The 18,406-nt window shown below is 69.5% G+C and carries 15 protein-coding genes and 1 pseudogene; 6 read left to right on the plus strand and 10 right to left on the minus strand.

Going from position 1 to position 18,406, the window contains the following annotated elements; genetic code table 11:
* Position 1: 1 nt before the first annotated feature.
* Positions 2-1,381: a phosphotransferase gene (locus BQ8420_RS24675; RefSeq protein ID WP_087101659.1), complete on the plus strand. Its 1,380-nt coding sequence runs from the start codon at positions 2-4 to the stop codon at positions 1,379-1,381.
* Between the two features lie 310 nt (positions 1,382-1,691).
* A complete protein-coding gene (gene glgB / locus BQ8420_RS24680) occupies positions 1,692-3,833 on the plus strand; it encodes a 1,4-alpha-glucan branching protein GlgB (RefSeq protein ID WP_087101689.1) in 2,142 nt (713 codons plus the stop codon).
* Between the two features lie 65 nt (positions 3,834-3,898).
* On the opposite strand, the gene BQ8420_RS24685 is transcribed toward glgB, so the two are convergent.
* Complete coding sequence (locus BQ8420_RS24685; RefSeq protein ID WP_087101661.1) at positions 3,899-4,501, minus strand: TetR/AcrR family transcriptional regulator; 603 nt, start codon at positions 4,499-4,501, stop codon at positions 3,899-3,901.
* A gap of 71 nt (positions 4,502-4,572) precedes the next feature.
* Here BQ8420_RS24685 and BQ8420_RS24690 point away from each other — a divergent pair, with 71 nt between their 5' ends.
* The 3 genes from BQ8420_RS24690 to metG all read left to right on the plus strand — a co-directional run bounded on the left by BQ8420_RS24690 (position 4,573) and on the right by metG (position 9,140).
* Positions 4,573-5,736, plus strand: a complete 1,164-nt coding sequence (locus BQ8420_RS24690; protein ID WP_087101663.1) for an alpha/beta hydrolase — start codon at positions 4,573-4,575, stop codon at positions 5,734-5,736.
* A gap of 172 nt (positions 5,737-5,908) precedes the next feature.
* Entirely contained in the window at positions 5,909-7,342 is a 1,434-nt protein-coding gene (locus tag BQ8420_RS24695; protein ID WP_087101665.1) for an APC family permease, read from the plus strand.
* Between the two features lie 277 nt (positions 7,343-7,619).
* On the plus strand, positions 7,620-9,140 hold the full coding sequence (gene metG, locus BQ8420_RS24705; protein WP_087101669.1) for a methionine--tRNA ligase: 1,521 nt from the start codon (positions 7,620-7,622) through the stop codon (positions 9,138-9,140).
* Here the strand turns inward: metG and BQ8420_RS24710 are convergent.
* From BQ8420_RS24710 to rpsB, 6 genes are all read right to left on the minus strand, one after another.
* Positions 9,112-10,269, minus strand: coding sequence for a pyridoxal phosphate-dependent aminotransferase (locus BQ8420_RS24710; RefSeq protein ID WP_235006471.1), 1,158 nt, complete (start codon positions 10,267-10,269; stop codon positions 9,112-9,114). The two genes, metG and BQ8420_RS24710, sit on opposite strands and share 29 nt — an antisense overlap.
* A gap of 171 nt (positions 10,270-10,440) precedes the next feature.
* Complete coding sequence (locus BQ8420_RS24715) at positions 10,441-11,379, minus strand: phosphatidate cytidylyltransferase (RefSeq protein WP_087101672.1); 939 nt, start codon at positions 11,377-11,379, stop codon at positions 10,441-10,443.
* 3 nt (positions 11,380-11,382) lie between these two features.
* Positions 11,383-11,940 (minus strand): ribosome recycling factor, encoded by a 558-nt coding sequence (frr, locus tag BQ8420_RS24720; protein WP_087101674.1) that lies wholly within the window; start codon positions 11,938-11,940, stop codon positions 11,383-11,385.
* 86 nt (positions 11,941-12,026) lie between these two features.
* Entirely contained in the window at positions 12,027-12,770 is a 744-nt protein-coding gene (pyrH, locus tag BQ8420_RS24725) for a UMP kinase (protein WP_087101675.1), read from the minus strand.
* A 174-nt stretch (positions 12,771-12,944) separates the two neighbouring features.
* On the minus strand, positions 12,945-13,781 hold the full coding sequence (tsf, locus tag BQ8420_RS24730; protein WP_087101676.1) for a translation elongation factor Ts: 837 nt from the start codon (positions 13,779-13,781) through the stop codon (positions 12,945-12,947).
* 148 nt (positions 13,782-13,929) lie between these two features.
* Complete coding sequence (gene rpsB / locus BQ8420_RS24735; protein ID WP_087101691.1) at positions 13,930-14,940, minus strand: 30S ribosomal protein S2; 1,011 nt, start codon at positions 14,938-14,940, stop codon at positions 13,930-13,932.
* A 296-nt stretch (positions 14,941-15,236) separates the two neighbouring features.
* Here rpsB and BQ8420_RS24740 point away from each other — a divergent pair.
* Positions 15,237-15,680, plus strand: a pseudogene (locus BQ8420_RS24740) (M23 family metallopeptidase); the annotation flags it as partial.
* 112 nt (positions 15,681-15,792) lie between these two features.
* Here BQ8420_RS24740 and BQ8420_RS24745 read toward each other — a convergent pair.
* From BQ8420_RS24745 to dprA, 3 genes are all read right to left on the minus strand, one after another.
* Positions 15,793-16,677 carry a tyrosine recombinase XerC gene (locus BQ8420_RS24745; protein ID WP_087101678.1) on the minus strand — a complete coding sequence of 295 codons (885 nt, stop codon included), beginning with the start codon at positions 16,675-16,677 and terminating at the stop codon, positions 15,793-15,795.
* Positions 16,674-17,033, minus strand: coding sequence for a RidA family protein (locus BQ8420_RS24750; RefSeq protein WP_087101693.1), 360 nt, complete (start codon positions 17,031-17,033; stop codon positions 16,674-16,676). Before BQ8420_RS24750 ends, BQ8420_RS24745 begins: the two co-directional genes overlap by 4 nt.
* Before the next feature lie 196 nt (positions 17,034-17,229).
* Positions 17,230-18,351, minus strand: coding sequence for a DNA-processing protein DprA (gene dprA, locus BQ8420_RS24755; protein ID WP_087101696.1), 1,122 nt, complete (start codon positions 18,349-18,351; stop codon positions 17,230-17,232).
* Between the last annotated feature and the right edge of the window lie 55 nt (positions 18,352-18,406).

The following is an 18,406-nucleotide window of genomic DNA, read 5'->3' on the forward strand; positions in this document are numbered from 1 at the left end:
CATGTCGCAGCTCGAAGAACTCCTGGCAGTCTGGCTACCCCGTCAACGATGGTTCTCCGGCAAGGGGATCCCGATCCGTCGAGTCCGGGTCGAGAGCAGGTACACCCTGGTCTCGGCCGGCCCCGGCGGCCCCGACCTGAACGTGCTCGTGGTCCAGGCCGGTCAACGCGGCACGAGCTCCCGCTACCAGGTGATGCTCGGATCGCGCCCGCCCCGGTCGCTGCCGCCCCACCTGGCCCGCTCCGCCATCGGCGTGTGTCCGGTGGCGGGCGGGCGGCCCCGGGTGGTCTACGACGCGGCGCACGATCCGCAGCTCACGTCGATGCTCCTGGAACGGTTCACCTGCGATGAGGACGGCGAGCGTCGGGGTCGGGTGCGTTTTCGCACCCTTCCCGGCGCCGAGGTCCGGGCGTGCGGTTCGGGCCGGCTCCTGACCGGCGAGCAGTCCAACACCTCACTGGTGTACGGGAACGACTACGTCCTCAAGACCTTCCGCAGGCTCTGGCCGGGACGCAACCCGGACCTGGAGCTGAACATGGCGCTGTCCGGCTCGCCGTATGTGGCGCGCCCGTGCGGGTGGATCGAGGCGGACCTGTCCGGGCACACCACGCCCACCACGTTGGCGCTGCTCCAGACGTTCGTGCCGGACGCCACCGACGGCTGGGTGCTGGCCACCGAGAACGTGCGCACCCTGTTGGACGGCGAGGACGCCGACTTCAGCGAGGAGTCGGCGCGGCTGGGGCACACCACCGCGAAGGTGCACAGCTCGCTGGCTCAGGCGCTGCCCACCGACGTGCTCTCCCCCGTCTCTGCGGCCGAGCTGGCCGACGCGATGGTGGAGCGGTTGGCGATGGCCAGCGGCGAGGTGCCCGAACTGGCCGAACACGCGCCCAGGGTGATGGAGGCCTACGCCGACTTCGCCCGGGTGGACGAACCGCTGCCGATACAGCGCATCCACGGCGACTACCACCTAGGACAGGTCATCCGCCCCGAATCCGGGTGGGTGCTGCTGGACTTCGAGGGCGAACCCACGGTGTCGGTGCGAGAACGCCAACGCCTGTCCAGTCCGCTGCGCGACGTGGCGGGGATGCTGCGCTCCTTCGACTACGCGGCCGGATACCTGCTGGTCGGACACCCCGGAGATCCGGAGCTGGCATGGGCCGCCCAAGCCTGGGCGCGCCGCAACCGAGAGGCGTTCTGCCGCGGTTACGCCGACGGTGGGGGCGCCGACCCCGAGAAGCACCTGATCGTCCTGCGGGCCTTCGAGTTCGACAAGGCGGTCTACGAGGTCCTGTACGAGGCGCGCAACCGCCCCGACTGGCTTCGGGTGCCGCTCGATTCCATCGCCACAGCGGCCGGAGCGCCTCCGGTGCCCGGCTGATTCCCCGGCGGCCGCCGTTCGCGCACGGCGGCCGCCCCTTCGTCCCCCCGCCGAACCAGCGCCTCCCCATCCGAACACCACGAGTCATCACGGAGTCGAATTGTCACCGCGTACGTCCAAGAAGGCCGCTACAGCCGACGAACAGCCGGCGGCGAAGCCCTCGGCGGCGAAGAAGGCGCCCGGCAAGAAGAAGACCACGAAGTCGACCGAGACCAAGAGGACGGTCGAGGCCACACAGGCCGCGGCCCCGAAGAAGACTGTCGGGGCGGCGCCGAAGCGCACCCGCGGCCCCGCCCCGCTCGCGCGGGACCTGGTCACCGAACTCGACCGCGTGGTCGACGGCCACCACCACGACCCGCACTCGGTCCTCGGCCTGCACGGACGCGACCTGCGTGTCCTGCGCCCGGGGGCGGTCGAGGTGCACGCCGTTCTGCCCGACGACACCCGGGTGGCACTGCCCCACCGCCACCGCGGCGTGTTCGCGGCCCGCCTGCCGAAGAAGGCCGACGACTACCGTGTCGCGGTCCGTTACGAGGACGGGCCCGAGCTCCTCCAGGCGGACCCCTACCGATTCGCTCCCACGTTGGGCGAACTCGACCTGCACCTGATCGGCGAGGGTCGGCACGAGGAGCTGTGGCACGCCCTGGGCGCGCACGTCGTCGAGATGGACGGTCCGCTGGGCGAGGTGCCCGGGACGCGGTTCGCGGTCTGGGCGCCCGACGCTCGCGGGGTCCGGGTCATCGGCGACTTCGACCACTGGAGCGGGATCGCCCACCCGATGCGCAGCCTCGGATCCAGCGGGGTGTGGGAGCTGTTCCTTCCCGGGCTCGGCGACGGCGACCTGTACAAGTTCCAGATCCTCGGCGCGGACGGGCACTGGCGGGACAAGGCCGACCCCATGGCCCGCCGCACCCAGATGCCGCCGGCCACCGCCTCGGTCGTCACCGTCTCCGATCACGTGTGGGCCGACCAGGAGTGGATGGCCGAACGCAAGGGCGTGGAACCGCACCGGGCGCCGATGAGCGTCTACGAGGTGCACATGGGGTCTTGGCGGCCGGGGCTCTCCTACACCGAGCTGGCCGAGGAACTGGTGTCCTACGTGACCGAGATGGGCTTCACGCACGTGGAGTTCCTGCCGGTGGCCGGGCACCCGTTCGACGGTTCCTGGGGTTACCAGGTCACCTCCTACTACGCGCCCACGCCTCGATTCGGGTCCCCCGACGAGTTCCGCCACCTGGTGGACGCGCTGCACCGGGCGGGTGTCGGCGTGTTCCTGGACTGGGTGCCGGCGCACTTCCCCAAGGACGAGTGGGCGCTGGCCCGGTTCGACGGCAGCGCCCTGTACGAACACCCGGACCCGCGCCGTGGCGAGCACCCCGACTGGGGCACGCTCATCTTCAACTACGGGCGGACCGAGGTGCGCAACTTCCTCGTCGCCAACGCCCTGTACTGGTTGGAGGAGTTCCACATCGACGGGCTGCGGGTGGACGCGGTCGCCTCGATGATCTACCTCGACTACTCGCGCGACTCCGGTGACTGGGAGCCGAACATGTTCGGCGGCCGGGAGAACCTGGAGGCCATCGACTTCGTCAAGGATCTCAACACCACGGTCTACCGCCGCAACCCCGACGTGGCGATGATCGCGGAGGAGTCGACCGCGTACACGGGGGTGACCACCCCGGTGGACCAAGGCGGTCTCGGGTTCGGGCTGAAGTGGAACATGGGGTGGATGCACGACTCCCTGGAGTACGTGAAGAAGGAGCCGATCCACCGCGAGTACCACCACAACGACATCACGTTCTCGATGGTGTACGCCTACAGCGAGAACTACGTGCTGCCGCTGTCGCACGATGAGGTCGTGCACGGCAAGGCGTCGCTGTTCAACAAGCCTCCGGGGGACGAGTGGCAGCGGGCGGCGACGCTGCGGGCGCTGCTGGCGTTCATGTGGTCCCACCCGGGCAAGCAGTTGCTGTTCATGGGCGGAGAGATCGCCCAAGGCGAGGAGTGGTCGCACGAGGAGGGCGTGCCGTGGTGGCTGCTTCAATACGACCACCACGCGGGCACGCAGCAGCTGGTCAAGGCGCTCAACGACGCCTACCGGCCACGGCCGGCGCTGTGGTCGTTGGACACCGACCCGGCCGGGTTCACCTGGTTGGACGGCGGTGACCACCAGGGCAACACCCTGAGTCACCTCCGTCGCGGCGAGGACGGTTCGGTACTGGCGTGCGCGGTGAACTTCTCACCGGTGCCCCGCCCGAACTGGCGGATCGGTCTGCCGGTCGAGGGCCGGTGGAACACGGTGGTCAACTCCGACGACCCGCGCTTCGGTGGTTCGGGGTACGAGGCCCCCGTCTCCGTGGCGGCCCGGGCCCAGGAGTGGCACGGTCAGCCGTTCTCGGCGGAGATCTCCCTGCCCCCGCTCGGCGCCGTCTGGCTCGAACCCGCGCGCTGAGGTCCGGGTGAGAGCCAGGGCCCTGGACGTTCCCCCGGAACGTCCAGGGCCCTCTTTCGTCCCGTTCAGCGCGTGGTGATCAGGGCGACGGTGGCGTCGATGGCGGAACGGAGGCCGTCCAGCGAGGCCCCCTCGGGCAGGCGGGCGCAGGTGAGCCAGAGGCCGTCGATCATCACCAGGAGCAGCTCGGCGAGGGCCTCGGGGTCCTGGCCGGGCGCGAGTTCCCCCTGGTCGCGGGCGTAGTCGAGCGCGGCGGCCAGGTTGGCGCGCGCTTGTGCGTCCAGGTCGGCGAGCACCTCGGCGAACCCGGGATCGACGGCGGCGCGAGCGTAGAAGGCGGCCCAGATGCGGGCCTGGGCGCGGCGGCGTTCGTCGGTGGGCAGCAGATCGACGAGGACGGCGCGTAGTCCCTCGGTGAAGGTCAGTGTCTCCGGGCCGACCCGGACGCGGGAGAAGCGGTCGGCGACCTCCGCCACGGAGGTGTCCAGGGCGAAGCGGAGCAGGTCGTCCTTGGTGGGGAACTCGCGTTGGACGGCGCCGACGGACAGTCTCGCCTCGGCGGCGACCACTCGGACGCTGACCCCTTCGATCCCTTCACGGGCGGCGATGCGGTGGATCGCCTCGGCCACGCTCAGGCGACGGTTCTGTCTGTTCACGACCTTCGGCACCCGTTCATTCTGGCACAACCACACGACATGATACGTTCGCATCGATACACACGTATCGGAAGGTTGTCGCCATGCCCCGCCCCCTGATCCGCCGTACCCTCCTGACCTTCTCCGCCCTGTTCGCGCTGCCGGGCGTCATCACCCTGGCCCTGGTCCTGTTGCCACCGCCGTCCTGGGAGGGATGGCAGTTCGCGCTCCTCGCCCTGGAGTTCTCACTGTTCATGGCCCTTCCCGCGCTGTGCGGACTCATTCTGGCCCTACTCGCCCGGGGCCGATGGGGAGGGATGCTCGCAGGGGCCAACGCCCTGTTGTTGATGCTGACCCTCGTGCCATCGGCGACGCTGTGGAACACCGCTCGGACCGAGAAGGCACCGTTGAGCCTGAGCGCCTACACCGCGGGCCTGGCCACCGACACCGACCGAGAACCCCTCACCACGGCCTACCACCGGGTGGACGGCGATCCCCTGGAGCTGGACGTATGGGAGCCCGCCGAACCCTCGGACGACCCGCTGCCGATCGTGGTCAACGTTCACGGCGGGGCCGACGACCTCCCGCAGAGCCTGCTGCCGCGTTGGGACACCTGGATGGCCGACGGGGACCGGGTGGTGTTCGAGGTCGACTACCGCTTCTTCCCCGACGGCGCGTGGGAGGAATCGGTGGCGGACGTGCGGTGCGCCCTGGGGTGGGTCCACGAGAACGCCGCCGAGTACGGCGGCGACCCGGACCGGATCGCCGTCACCGGCCAGTCCGCCGGCGGTCTGTTGGCCCTGCTGTCGACCTACACCGACCAGGTGGATCCGTCATGCGACACCGAGGTCCCGGACGTGGCCGCCGTGGTCGCCTGGTACTCCGTGGCCGACGGCACCGCCGACGCACCAGAGGTGCCCTGGCGCCAGCGCCGCTCCCCCATCGGCGACGAGTTGCTGGAATCCAGCGAGCGCATGGTGGGCGGCGCCCCGGAGGACTTCCCGGAGGAGTACGAGGCCATGTCACCGATCCACCAGGTCACGGCGGACACCCCGCCGACCCTGGTGATCACCGCCGGCCACGACCTGTTCCTCGACCCCGAGGACAACCGCCGCTTCGTCGCCCGACTCGACGAGGCGGGCGTCCCGCACGACCACCTGGAACTGCCCTGGACCGAGCACATGTTCGACCTCAACTGGGGCGGCTTCGCGAGCCAGATCACCCGGCACTCCATCGACGGCTTCCTCGACCACCACCTGGTCCCCTGACGAGCGGCGGCCGGGAAGGCGAAGACCCGATCACCCGACCACTCTCCGTTCTGTACAAGCGATCCGGAAATTCTCGCCCGTAAGGTGCTTCACTCCGGGGCCGTCACGTGTTCTCTTGTCCCCACACATGTGTCTTCCGACACAGGCAAACCCCCCGTTGGGAGCCCCTCCTATGTCCGACACCAGTCCGGGTTTCATCAAGGTACTGGGCAGGGCCGACGTCCTCGCCCTGGCCTTCGGCGCGATGATCGGCTTCGGCTGGATCGTCCTCACCGGCGAATTCATCGACGCGGCGGGCAGCGGCGGCGCCGCGCTGGCCTTCGTCATCGGTGGCGTCATCATGGCGTTCGTCGGCCTCACCTACGCCGAACTCGTCTCGGCCCTGCCCCACACGGGCGGCGAACACCACTACGCCATGCGGGCCATCGGTCCCAAGGGCGCCTTCGTCGCCTCCTGGGCGATGATCCTCGGCTACATCTCGGTGGTCGCATTCGAGGCCGTGGCGGTCCCACAGACCCTCGTCTACCTCTTTCCGAACATCGAGGTCGGCTACCTATGGACGATCGCCGAGTACGACATCCACGTCAGCCTCGTCGCCATCGGCGTGCTCAGCGCCGCGATCATGACCACGCTCAACTACGTCGGCATCAAACCGGCGAGCGTCTTCCAGACCGTCACGGTGCTGTTCCTGCTCGCGGCGGGCGCCGTCATGCTCACCGGCGCGTTCGTGGGCGGTTCCACCACCAACATGGAGCCCCTGTTCACCGGTGGGGTCTCCGGGATGTTCCTGGTACTGGTCGCCGTCCCGTTCCTGTTCGTGGGTTTCGACGTCATTCCGCAGTCGGCCGCCGAGATCAAGCTCCCCTATCGCATGGTCGGAACGCTCCTGGTGCTCTCGGTCTTCTGCGCGACCGCCTGGTACGTCCTGGTGATGCTGACCGCCGGAGCCGGGTTGCCCGCTTCCGACCTCCTGGGATCCGAACTCGCCTCGGCGGACTCCATGGCCGCCATGTGGAATAGCGCCGCCATGGGCAACCTCCTGGTCCTCGGCGGCATTGCCGGCCTGCTGACCAGTTGGAACGCCTTCCTCATCGGAGGAAGTCGCCTCATCTACGCGATGGCCCGATCTCGTATGCTCCCCGCCTGGTTCGGTGAACTGCATCCTCGCTTTCGCACCCCGGCCAACGCGGTGCTGTTCATCGGTGTGCTGTCGGCCTTCGCCCCGCTCTTCGGCCGCCCGATGCTCGTCTGGCTGGTCAACGCCGGCGGCCTCAACATCGTGATCGCCTACCTGATGGTGATCGTGTGCTTCCTGGTCCTACGCCGCCGCGAGCCGGACATGGAGCGCCCCTTCAAAGTGCCGGCGGGCGTCCCCGTGGGCGTCACCGCCTTCGTACTGGCCTTCAGCCTGTTCGTGCTGTACATGCCGGGCATGCCCGCCGCCCTGAGCTGGCCCCAGGAGTGGTCGATGGTGCTCGCGTGGTGGATCGGCGGCGCCGTCCTCATGTGGCGTCTCCCCCGTGTTTCCCCGGGTCCCGACGCCGAACAGCGCCTCATCGACGTCATGGACGCCAGGGCCAAGGGGCAGGAGACACCCGCTCCCTGACGAACACGGGGCCGGTGGGGGCGGCTTCGCGCGTCGGATCACCCGTCACTCCATCGACGGCTTCCTCGACCGACCACCCGATCCCCTGAAATCACCTGGTCGGTCGAGGTGGATCGCACTACGATGTCCCGCATGACGCGGGTGTGCTCCACCACCATGACGAGCCGGACGATGATGTCGTCCGGCCTTCCCCGCGTGCTCTGAACCTCTGTCCGCGGCAAGGCCCCCATGGGTCTTGCCTCCGGCAGGCGCCCGGCGGGGCCGGAAAGGACCCGCCATGGGTCGTTACCACGTCACCACCGCCATTCCCTACGTCAATGGGAAGCCGCACGTCGGCCATGCCCTGGAGCTCGTGCAGGCCGACGCACTCGCCCGATCCCATCGGGACCGTGACGACGAGGTCCGTGCCCAGACCGGCACCGACGACAATTCCCTGAAGAACGTCCTCAGCGCCCGTGCGGCCGGGCTGGACACCGCCACCTACGTCGACCGGGTCTCCCTGCGCTTCCTCGACCTGGCCGGTCCGCTCTCGCTCTCCTTCGACGACACGGTGCGCACCGCCTTCGATCCTCGTCATCGACCCGGGGTGGAACGCCTCTGGAACGCCTGTCTGGAGCGCGGCGACCTGTACCGTCGCGGCTACACCGGTCTCTACTGCGTCGGATGCGAGCGGTTCTACGGACCCGACGAACTTCCCGAGGGTCTGTGCCCGGAACACCGGACCACCCCGGAAGAGGTCGCGGAGGAGAACTGGTTCTTCCGTCTCTCCCGCTACCAGGACCGGCTGCACGCACTGGTCTCCTCGGGCGAGGTCCTGGTCGAACCCGACTTCCGCCGGCGCGAGGTGCTGTCCTTCATCGAGTCGGGTCTGGCGGACTTCAGCGTCTCCCGGAGCGTGGAACGCGCACACGGCTGGGGCATCCCCGTCCCCGAGGACCCCGGCCAGGTGATCTACGTGTGGTTCGACGCCCTGGCCAACTACATCACCGGCCCCGGCTACGGCACCGACCCGGAGAGCCATGATCGCTGGTGGACCCGCGCGGACCAACGAGTACACGTCATCGGCAAGGGCATCCTGCGCTTCCACGCCGTGTACTGGCCCGCCATTCTGCTCTCGGCCGGGCTGTCCCCGCCCACCACGATCCTGGTACACGAGTACCTGACCGCCGACGGCGACAAGATCGGCAAATCCACCGGCAACACCGTCGACCCCGTCACGATCGTCGAGCGTTTCGGCACCGATGCCCTGCGCTGGTGGCTGCTGCGCGACGTCGGCCGCTCCGACGACACCGACTACACCGAGGCCCGCCTGATCACCCGACACGACGAGGACCTGGCCAACACCATCGGCAACCTGGTCAACCGGACCGTGTCCATGGTCGCGAAGTACCGTGACGGCCGGGTCCCCGATGGCGGTTCCGCGGACCTGGCCGGGGCGCGTGCCCTGACGGCGACACGGGTGGACGAAGCGGTCGACGCCTTCGACCTGCGCGCGGCCACCGGCGCGATCGTCGGGCTCGCGGACTCCGGCAACCGGTACGTGGCCGCCCGGGAACCGTGGCTCCTGGCCCGAGCCGAACGTTCCGAGGGGGCCGATCCGGCCGTCTTGGACTCCGTCCTGGCCGAACTGGTCGCCACCGGGCGGACACTGGCCCGGATGCTGCGGCCCTTCCTACCCGACGCCGCGGCACGCCTCACCGCGCAACTGACGGAGAGGCCGAGCACCGACGGAGGCCGGTTGCCGCCGCCCACGCCGGTGTTCGAACGGCTCAGGCTCCGTTCTCGCCCCAGCGCTTGAGTCGGGCCACCGCCTCGTCGAGCACCTCGTCCTTCTTGCAGAACGCGAAGCGCACCAGGTGACGGCCCTCGTCCTGATGGTCGTAGAACACCTTGGCGGGGACGGCAGCCACCCCGGCCTCGCGGGGCAGGGCCCGGGCGACGTCCTCGCCGTCCAGGTAGCCCAACGGCCGGACGTCGGCCATGAGGAAGTAGGTGCCCTCGGACACGTCCACGTCGAACCCGGCACCGCTCAACCCCTCGGCGAGGCGATCGCGCTTGCCCTGCATGGTCAGTCGCTGGTGCTCCACCCACGCGCCCTCGTTGTCGATGGCGTCGGCGATGGCGAGCTGAAGGGCGCCGTTGGCGGAGAAGGTGAGGAACTGGTTGACCGTGCGCACCGCGCGGACCAACGGTTCGGGGCCGCTCACCCAGCCGGTCTTCCACGCGGTGACGGCGAACATCTTGCCGACCGAGGAGATCGACAGGGTGCGCTCACGCATGCCCGGCAGAGTGGCCAGGGGGATGTGACGACGGTCGTCGAAGGTGAGGAACTCGTACACCTCGTCGGTGACGGCGATGAGGTCGTGCTCGCGGCACACCGCGGCGATCTCCGCCAGCTCCTCGGCGTCGAACACCGTGCCGGTCGGGTTGTGCGGGGTGTTGACCATGATGAGCCGGGTGCGCGGGGTGACGGCGGCGCGCAGTTCGGCGGGGTCGAAGGTGAACCTGCCGGTCGCGTCGTCGCGGCGCAGCGCCACGGGGCGTCGCACACCACCGGCCAGCGAGATCATGGCGGCGTAGGAGTCGTACATCGGCTCGAAGACGACGACCTCGTCACCGCGTTCCACCAGCGCCAACAGTGACGCGGCGATGCCCGCGGTCGCGCCGACGGTGACGTAGACCTCCGTGTCGGGGTCCAGGTCCAGCCCGTAGTGACGGGAGCGGTAACGGCTCACCGCCTGACGCAGCTCGGGGCGGCCCGGACCGGGCGGGTACTGGTTCACCCCTTCGAGGATGTGTCGGGAGGCGTTCTCCAGCAGGCTTCGCGGCCCATCGGTGTCGGGAAAACCCTGCCCCAGGTTGACGGACTCGGTCTCGACGGCCAGACGCGTCATCTCGGCGAAGATCGTCTCACCGTAGGTGCGCATGCGTTCGATCAGCGGTTCATCCACCCGTCGAGCGTATCGACCGGCCCGGACACGGGCACCCCCGCACCCCCGGTGGAGGCACCTCGAACGTGGAAGGGCCCCCGGTCTCGTGGTGCCCAGTGCGTCACTGGGTCCCACGAGGCCAGGGGCCCCTTCGACCGGCCGCCGCCCCTAGGGGAGCAGCAGGCTGAGCACGATCCAGACCACCGGACCCGCGATCAGCAGAGAGTCGATGCGGTCCATCAGACCACCGTGGCCCGGCATGAACCGGCCCATGTCCTTGACTCCGAGGTCGCGCTTGAACAACGACTCGATGAGGTCGCCGACCGTCGCGGCCGACACCACGGCCAGGCCCAGGACCACGCCGACCCACCAGGGGCCGTCCAGCATCAGGGTCACGCACAGCGCCCCCGCCACCGCGCAGCCCACCACGGAGCCGCCGAAGCCCTCCCAGGTCTTGTTCGGGCTGATCACCGGCGCCATCTTGTGCCGCCCCAGCAGGATCCCGGCGAAGTAACCGCCGATGTCGCTGGAGATCGTCACCACGATGAACACCACGAGGCGGTACTGCCCGTCCTCGGGGTGCGCGATGAGCAGCATCCAGGTGGCCAACAGGAGCGGCAGGTAGACGAGGGTGAACAGGTTCGCCGACGCGTCGGCGACGAACCCCTCCGCCCCACCGCGCAACCGCCAGACCAGGCACGCGATCGCGGTGAGGGCCGCGATGCCCACCAGCCAGTCGGCTCCACCGAAGTAGGCTCCGGCCTGCATCGCCACGCCGCCCACGGCCAGCGGGATCACGGCGAGGGTCATGCCCTTGCCGCCGAAGGCCCGGTTGAGCTCGCGGAGACCGATCAGCGTCCCCAGAGAGGTGATGATCGTGAACAGCTGCGGCCAGGGGAAGACCGAGAAGAAGACGAGCGCGCCGAGGACGCACCCGCTGGCGATGGCCACCGGGAGGTTACGACCGGTCTTGACCGGTTCGCCCCCCGGTTTGTGCAGCACGAAGCGCTGCCCGGCGGCCGTGTCCGTCTCCGGGTCGAGACGGTCGTCGGGTCTGTGCTCCGGCGAGTGGTCATCGCCTTCGGAGCCGTTCGAAGGATGGGTCACCGGCTAAACCTCGAGCAGTTCCGCTTCCTTGTGCTTGAGCAATTCGTCGACGGTGCCGACGTGCTTGTGCGAGAGCTCGTCCAGTTCGGACTGGGCACGGTGGGCCTCGTCCTCACCCAGGTCGCCGGCCTTGACGGCCTTCTCGAAGCTGTCCTTGGCGCGACGGCGGACGTTGCGGATCGCGACCTTGCTGTCCTCGGCCTTGGTGCGGGCGACCTTCACGTACTCCTTGCGGCGCTCCTCGGACAGGTCCGGGAAGACGACGCGGATGACCTGACCATCGTCGGAGGGGTTCACGCCCAGGTCGCTGTTGCGGATCGCGGTGATGATCTCGGTGCGCACGCTGACATCGAACGGCGAGATGACGACCATCCGCGGTTCCGGGACCGAGAAGGAGGCCAGCTGATTGATCGGCGTGCGGGCACCGTAGTAGTCGACGGTGAGCTTGTTGAAGGTGGCCGGGGTGGGACGACCGGTGCGGATCGTCGCGAAGTCCTCCTTCGCCACGGTCAGGGCCTTCTCCATCTTCTCCTCGGCCTCAAGGAGGGTTTCTTCGATCATTGTGGGCGCTCCCGGATTCTCGGCTGGGTGTTCGTGGCTTGGAGTGCGTGGCCTCGGCCACGCCGCTGGACGGTCGCCCGCCCTCGTCAGTCCGAGGTCGGACCGACGATGGTGCCGATCTTCTCACCACGGACCGCGCGCAGGATGTTGCCCTGGCTCATCAGGTCGAAGACGACGATGGGCAGACCGTTGTCCATGCACAGGCTGACCGCGGTCGCGTCCATGACCTTGAGGCTGCGGGTGAGGACCTCGTTGTAGTTGAGCTTGTCGAACTTGACCGCGTCCGGGTTGCGCTGCGGGTCGGCGTCGTAGACCCCGTCGACCTGGGTGCCCTTGAGGACCGCCTGGGCGCCGATCTCCAGGGCGCGCTGGGCGGCGGTGGTGTCCGTGGAGAAGAAGGGCGCACCGAGACCGGCACCGAAGATGACCACACGGCCCTTCTCCAGGTGACGAACGGCCCGACGCGGGATGTAGGCCTCGGCGACCTGGCTCATGTGGATCGCGGTCTGCACGCGCGTGTCCACACCGAGGCGTTCGAGGAAGTCCTGGAGGGCGAGGCAGTTGATGACGGTTCCGAGCATGCCCATGTAGTCGGCGCGACCACGCTCGATCCCACCCTCGGTGAGCTGGGCGCCACGGAACATGTTGCCACCGCCGACGACGACGGCGACCTGGATGCCCTCGGACACCGCCTCGGCGATGGACTCCGCCACGTACTGCACGACCTCGGGTTCGATACCCAGACCGCCGCCGCCGGCGAACGCCTCCCCCGAGAGCTTGAGCATGACACGTTTCCAGCCGGAATCGTGCATGGGCGTTTCGGTGGTCATGGCTTCGTTCTCCGACACGGCCTGCGGCCTCCCTTGTTGTTCCCGAGTGGCACAGGGTCCCCCGAGTGCTCCTGCTGCGGGCGGCCCGAACACGATCTGCCCGAAACACGCCCATATTCACCGAAAGTGCCGGGGAGATTACGTCTCCCCGGCACTTCCATCATGTCAAAGCCCCTAGGCCTGGCCGACCTTGAAGCGGACGAAGCCCTTGACCGTGACGCCGGCCTCGTCGACGACCTTCTGGACGGTCTTCTTGTTCTCCTTGACGAACGGCTGGCCGAGGAGGGTGATCTCCTTGAAGTAGCCGTTGAGGCGACCTTCCACGATCTTGGGGATGGCCTGCTCGGGCTTGCCCTCTCCGCGGGTGGTCTCCTCGGCGATGCGACGCTCGTTGGCGACGACGTCCTCGGGGACCTGGTCCTTGCTCACGTACTGGGGAGCCAGCGCGGCGATCTGCTGGGCGAGGTCCTTGCCGACCTCCGCGTTCACCTTGTCCAGCTCGACCAGGACGCCCATGGTCGGGGGCAGGTCCGGGTCGGACTTGTGCAGGTAGGCGGCGACGTAGGCGCCGTCGAACTTGGCGATGCGGCGGAGCTCCAGCTTCTCACCGATGATGGCGCTCTTGCCCTCGATGAAGGCCTGGAGGCTCTTGCCCGGCTCGATCTCGGCGGCGGCGACGGTCGCGAGGTCATCGCTGTCCTGGGCGGCGACGAAGTCGGCGACCTGCTCGGCCAGCGCGATGAACTGGTCGTTCTTGGCGACGAAGTCGGTCTCGCAGTTGAGCTCGATCAGGGTGGCCTTGCCCTCGCCCTGATCGCGGAGGACGACCGTGCCCTGGGCGGCGGTGCGGTCCGCGCGCTTGTCGACGGACTTGGCGCCCTTGATGCGCAGGGCCTCGACGGCCTTGTCGAAGTCGCCGTCGGCCTCGGTCAGGGCCTTCTTGCAGTCCATCATGCCCGCGCCGGTGAGGTCGCGCAGCTTCTTGACGTCCGCGGCGGTGAAGTTCGCCATGACTGTTCTCGGATTCCCTTGTGAAGTCTGGTCTGGAAGTGGGGCGGCCCGGCCGGCACCTCGTGGGCCGCCCCGCCCACGAGGGGCGGGGCGGCGCTCAGACGTCGGTGCGCACCGGGAAGCGCTTCAGCGGCGAACCGCTGATCCGCTACTCGGCCTCGGGGGCCTTCTCCGGGGCGTCGACCGGGGAGTCGGCAGCGGTGGCCTCGGCCGGAGCCTCGGCGGCGACCTCGTCGGCCGGAGCCAGGGTCGCGGTCTCGTCCGGGGCCTCGGCGGCGGCCTCGTTCTTCTCCTCGGCGACGGTCTCGACAGGAGCCTCCGCGGCGGCGGCCTCGGCGGGAGCCTCCACGGTGGCGCCCTCGGCGGGGGCCTCCGCGGCGGTCTCGCTCTTGCCTTCGAGCAGCTCGCGCTCCCACTCGGGCATGGGCTCCTCGACGGCCTTCTCCTCGGTCGCGCCGGACGCGCCGGAACGGACCAGGAGGCCGTCGGCGACGGCGTCGGCGACGACGCGGGTGAGCAGGCTGACACTGCGGATGGCGTCGTCGTTACCCGGAATCGGGTAGTCGACCTCGTCCGGGTCACAGTTGGTGTCGAGGATGGCGACGACCGGGATGTTCAGCTTGCGAGCCTCGCTGATCGCGATGTGCTCCTTCTTGGTGTCCACGATCCACACGGCGCTGGGCACGCGGGCCATGTCGCGGATACCGCCAAGGGTGCGATCGAGCTTGTCCTTCTCACGGCGAAGGTTCAGCAGCTCCTTCTTGGTGAGCGTGGAACCGGCGACGTCGTCGAAGTCGATCTCCTCCAGCTCCTTGAGGCGCTGGAGCCTCTTGTGGACCGTGGAGAAGTTGGTGAGCATGCCGCCCAACCAGCGCTGGTTGACGAAGGGCATGCCGACACGACGAGCCTGCTCGTCGATGGCCTCCTGCGCCTGCTTCTTGGTGCCGACGAACAGGATGGTGCCACCGTGGGCGACCGTCTGCTTGACGAACTCGTAAGCGCGGTCGATGTACGCCAGCGACTTCTGGAGGTCGATGATGTAGATGCCGTTGCGCTCGGTGAAGATGAAGCGCTTCATCTTGGGGTTCCAGCGACGGGTCTGGTGCCCGAAGTGGACGCCGCTCTCCAGGAGCTGGCGAATTGTCACGACTGTAGCCATGACCGGTCCTCTCTTGCGGTGGCGGAACGCGGGTTCCGCCGTCGGTTGTACCTGACGCCCCGCCCGTACCACCACACCGCGCGAAGCGGCGTGGACCGTGGGCACAGGCCCTCCCGAGGGAGGCAGGTGGGCGTGCGAATTATGGTTCGACTCTTGTGAGCCGAAATCGATTCTATCCTCCGCCGAGCACACCCCGGAACGGCTCCGTGCCCAGGGGCGTCATCGGCGTGGAGAAGGTTGTCCACAGGCTCGGATCGGCTCTGGCGGAACACGTCCACGGCACGCACTCTGGAAACATGACAGACCCCCGGCTCTGGGTACTCCCGCTGTTCCTCACGCTCCTGCTGTTCCCCGTTTTCCCGACCCGAACCACACCGGCCCTCGCATCGGTGGAAGGCCCATGGCGGTGGCCGTTGGATCCTCCGGTGGTGGTGCTGCGCGGTTTCGATCCACCCGAAGAGCGTTGGCTGCCGGGACACCTGGGTGTGGACCTGGCCGCGGACCTGGGGCAGAACGTGTACCCGGCGGGGCCGGGCCGGGTGCGATTCGCCGGCAGCGTCGCCGGGGTGGGCGTGGTGAGCGTGACCCACGGAGAGACGCACACCACCTATCTTCCGGTGGAGGCCTCCGTCGCCCGTGGTGACCCGGTCGACACCGAACCGATCGGTGTGGTGGCGGCCGAACCACGCCACTGCGCGGACCGTCCCTGTCTGCACTGGGGTCTGCTCCGGGGCCGCACCTACCTGGACCCGCTCTCCCTGCTCGGTCGAGGTGAGGTCCGTCTCCTGCCGCTGCCGGCGACGACGGCACGGACAGCGTCCGAGCGGGGTGGGGTCAGACGCGGGGTCGAGGTCAGGCGCGGGGGTGGGCCTGCCGGTAGGCGTCGCGCAGGCGGTCCACCGAGACATGCGTGTAGATCTGTGTGCTGCGCGGGCTGGCGTGCCCCAGGAACTCCTGCACGCTGCGCAGGTCCGCGCCGCCGTTGAGCAGGTGGGTGGCCGCGCTGTGCCGCAGCCCGTGCGGGCCTGCTTCGACCCCGGCCGCGCGCAGGTGGGCGTACACGTCCTCCCTGGCCTGGCGCACACCCAGACGGCCACCGCGCGCACCGAGGAAGAGCGCGTCGGCGCTGCGGGGGCCGGTCATGTCGGGGCGACCACGGGAGACCCAGGCGTCGACGGCGTCCAGTGCCGGCCCACCGACCGGGACGGTGCGTTCCTTGTCGCCCTTGCCCAGCACACGAACGGTGTCCCGGGTGCGGTCGAGGTCCGACCGGTCCAGGGCGCACAGTTCGGCGACCCGGATCCCGGTGGCGTAGAGCAGTTCGACGACGGCGTGGCGGCGTAGCTCCACGGGGGTCTCCGGGGCGGGCCCGGACAGCGCGGCGCGTGCCTGGTCCTCGTCCAGGACGGTCGGCAGGGCGCGCTGTTGGGCCGGGGTGGACAGTCGGGGCCCGGGGTCCACCGCCAGGATCCCCTCCCGGTGCAGGAACCTGGTGAGCGCGCGCACGGCCGCCACCCGGCGGGCGATGGTGGAGCGGCCCGAACCCGCTTCCCGCGCCCCGGACAGCCAGGACCGCACCAGGGGGACGTCGAGGTCGGCCGGGCCGGCGTCGTGCTCGTCCAGATGTGAGAGGAGAGATCGCAGGTCGGACAGGTAGCCGCGGACCGTGTGGGGGGAGCGCCCCAGTTCACCGGTCAGGTGCCCCGCCAGGCGTTCCAGCGCCTCCGGGCCGGTCAACCGTGTTCCCGGGGCAGGCAGGCCACGGCGTCGATCTCCAGTAGGTAGCGGGGGTTGACCAGACCGCTGACCTCCACCAGGGTCGCCGCCGGCAGGTGACCGTCGGGCAGGCACGCCAGCAGCGCGCCGCGGAACTCATCGAGGTCGGTGATGTGGCGCAGGTAATACGTCAGCTTAACGAGGTGACCCGGCCCGGCCCCGTGCCGTTCGAGGATCTCGGTGAGGTTCCGGAAGATCTGCCTGGTCTGTCCGGTGATGTCGAAGGCGACGTCGCCGTCGGGCGCCTCCGGTGTCTGTCCGGAGACGAACAGCAGTGGACCGTCGGCCAGGAGGGCGTCGCTGTACGGTTTGGCCATGCTGGAACCGTACCCGGGCGGATGTCCGAGTACCCGCGCGGGCGGGGCTCGGTCGCGTTCCCGATCGGGGTGGGTGGGAGGGCGCCGGATCGGCCAGAACTCCACCGCACCGCTGCGCGCGGTGGACGTCCGGCCGCCGGCCCGCACCCGGCGCGGCCTCGGGCCCCGACCCGCACCGCCTCGACCTCCGGTTCTCTCACCGACCCTCCTTTCGGGTGGCCAGGCGCCAGCCGTCGGGGCAGCGTTCGACCAGCCCGACGGCGGCGAGCATCCCCAGGGAACGCATCGCCCCCTCCAGACCCTCCCCACAACGCTTGGCGACCTCGGCGATGCCCACCCCACGCCGGTCCACCGCCGCGAGCACCCGGGCGGTCTCGGGATCCAGGTCCGCCGGGCCGGGCAGTGGTGACTCCCCCAGGGGCACGATCTGTTCCACCACGTCGCCGACCCCGGTGACGCAGGTGGCGCGCCCATCCTTCAGCAACCGGTGGCAGCCCATGGAGGTCGCCGACGTGATCGGGCCCGGCACCACCATCAGGACCCGGTGCAGATCGTTGGCGTGCGTGGCGGTGTTGAGCGCCCCGCTGCGCCGGCCCGCCTCCACCACCACGGTGCCGGGGGTGAGCGCCGCGATGAGTCGGTTACGGATCAGGAAGTCCTGCGCGCGCGGTGAGCGACCGACCGGACGTTCGCTCACCAGCGCCCCGGTCCTGGTCACGTCCGCGAACAGCCCGGCGTGCCCGCGCGGGTAGTCCACGTCCAGACCTCCGGCCAACACCGCGACGGTGTGCCCGGCCAGCAACGCGGACCGGTGCGCGGCCCCATCGATCCCGTAGGCGCCCCCGGAGACCACGGTGAAGCCGCGTTCGGCCAATCCGTAGGCCAGTTCGGAGGCCACGTGCTCCCCATAGGCGCTGGCCGCCCTGGCCCCGACGATCCCCACCGAACGCAGACAGAGGTTGCGCAGATCCCCGTGGCCACGAACCCAGAGCCCGTAGCAGTCCCGGTCCCCGGGCAGGTGGTCCAGCCGTCCCGGCCATTCGGGATCGCCCGGAGAGACGAAGCGGACCCCGGCCTCCGCCGAGTCCGCCAGCAGACGGTCGATGTCCACCCGGACGGCCCGCCGCGCCCAGATCGCCCATCGAGGCGGTGGTTCACCGTCCCATCCCGGCGGCGGCGCCCCGGACACCAACGCCGCCCATACTCGTGCCGCCCCCCGTTCGGCCAGCAACCGTGCCAGCCAGAGGTCACCAGGCCGCGCCACCGCGGTCAGACCGGCCCGCGCCCGAGCCTCCTCCTCGTCCCCGCTCGCTTCGATCTCCCCGTTCGCTTCGGTCACCCCACACCCCTCCCGCTCCCGCCGACTCCTCGCC

Origin of the sequence: Nocardiopsis sp. JB363 (assembly GCF_900143625.1) — a bacterium.
Taxonomy (GTDB): domain Bacteria; phylum Actinomycetota; class Actinomycetes; order Streptosporangiales; family Streptosporangiaceae; genus Nocardiopsis.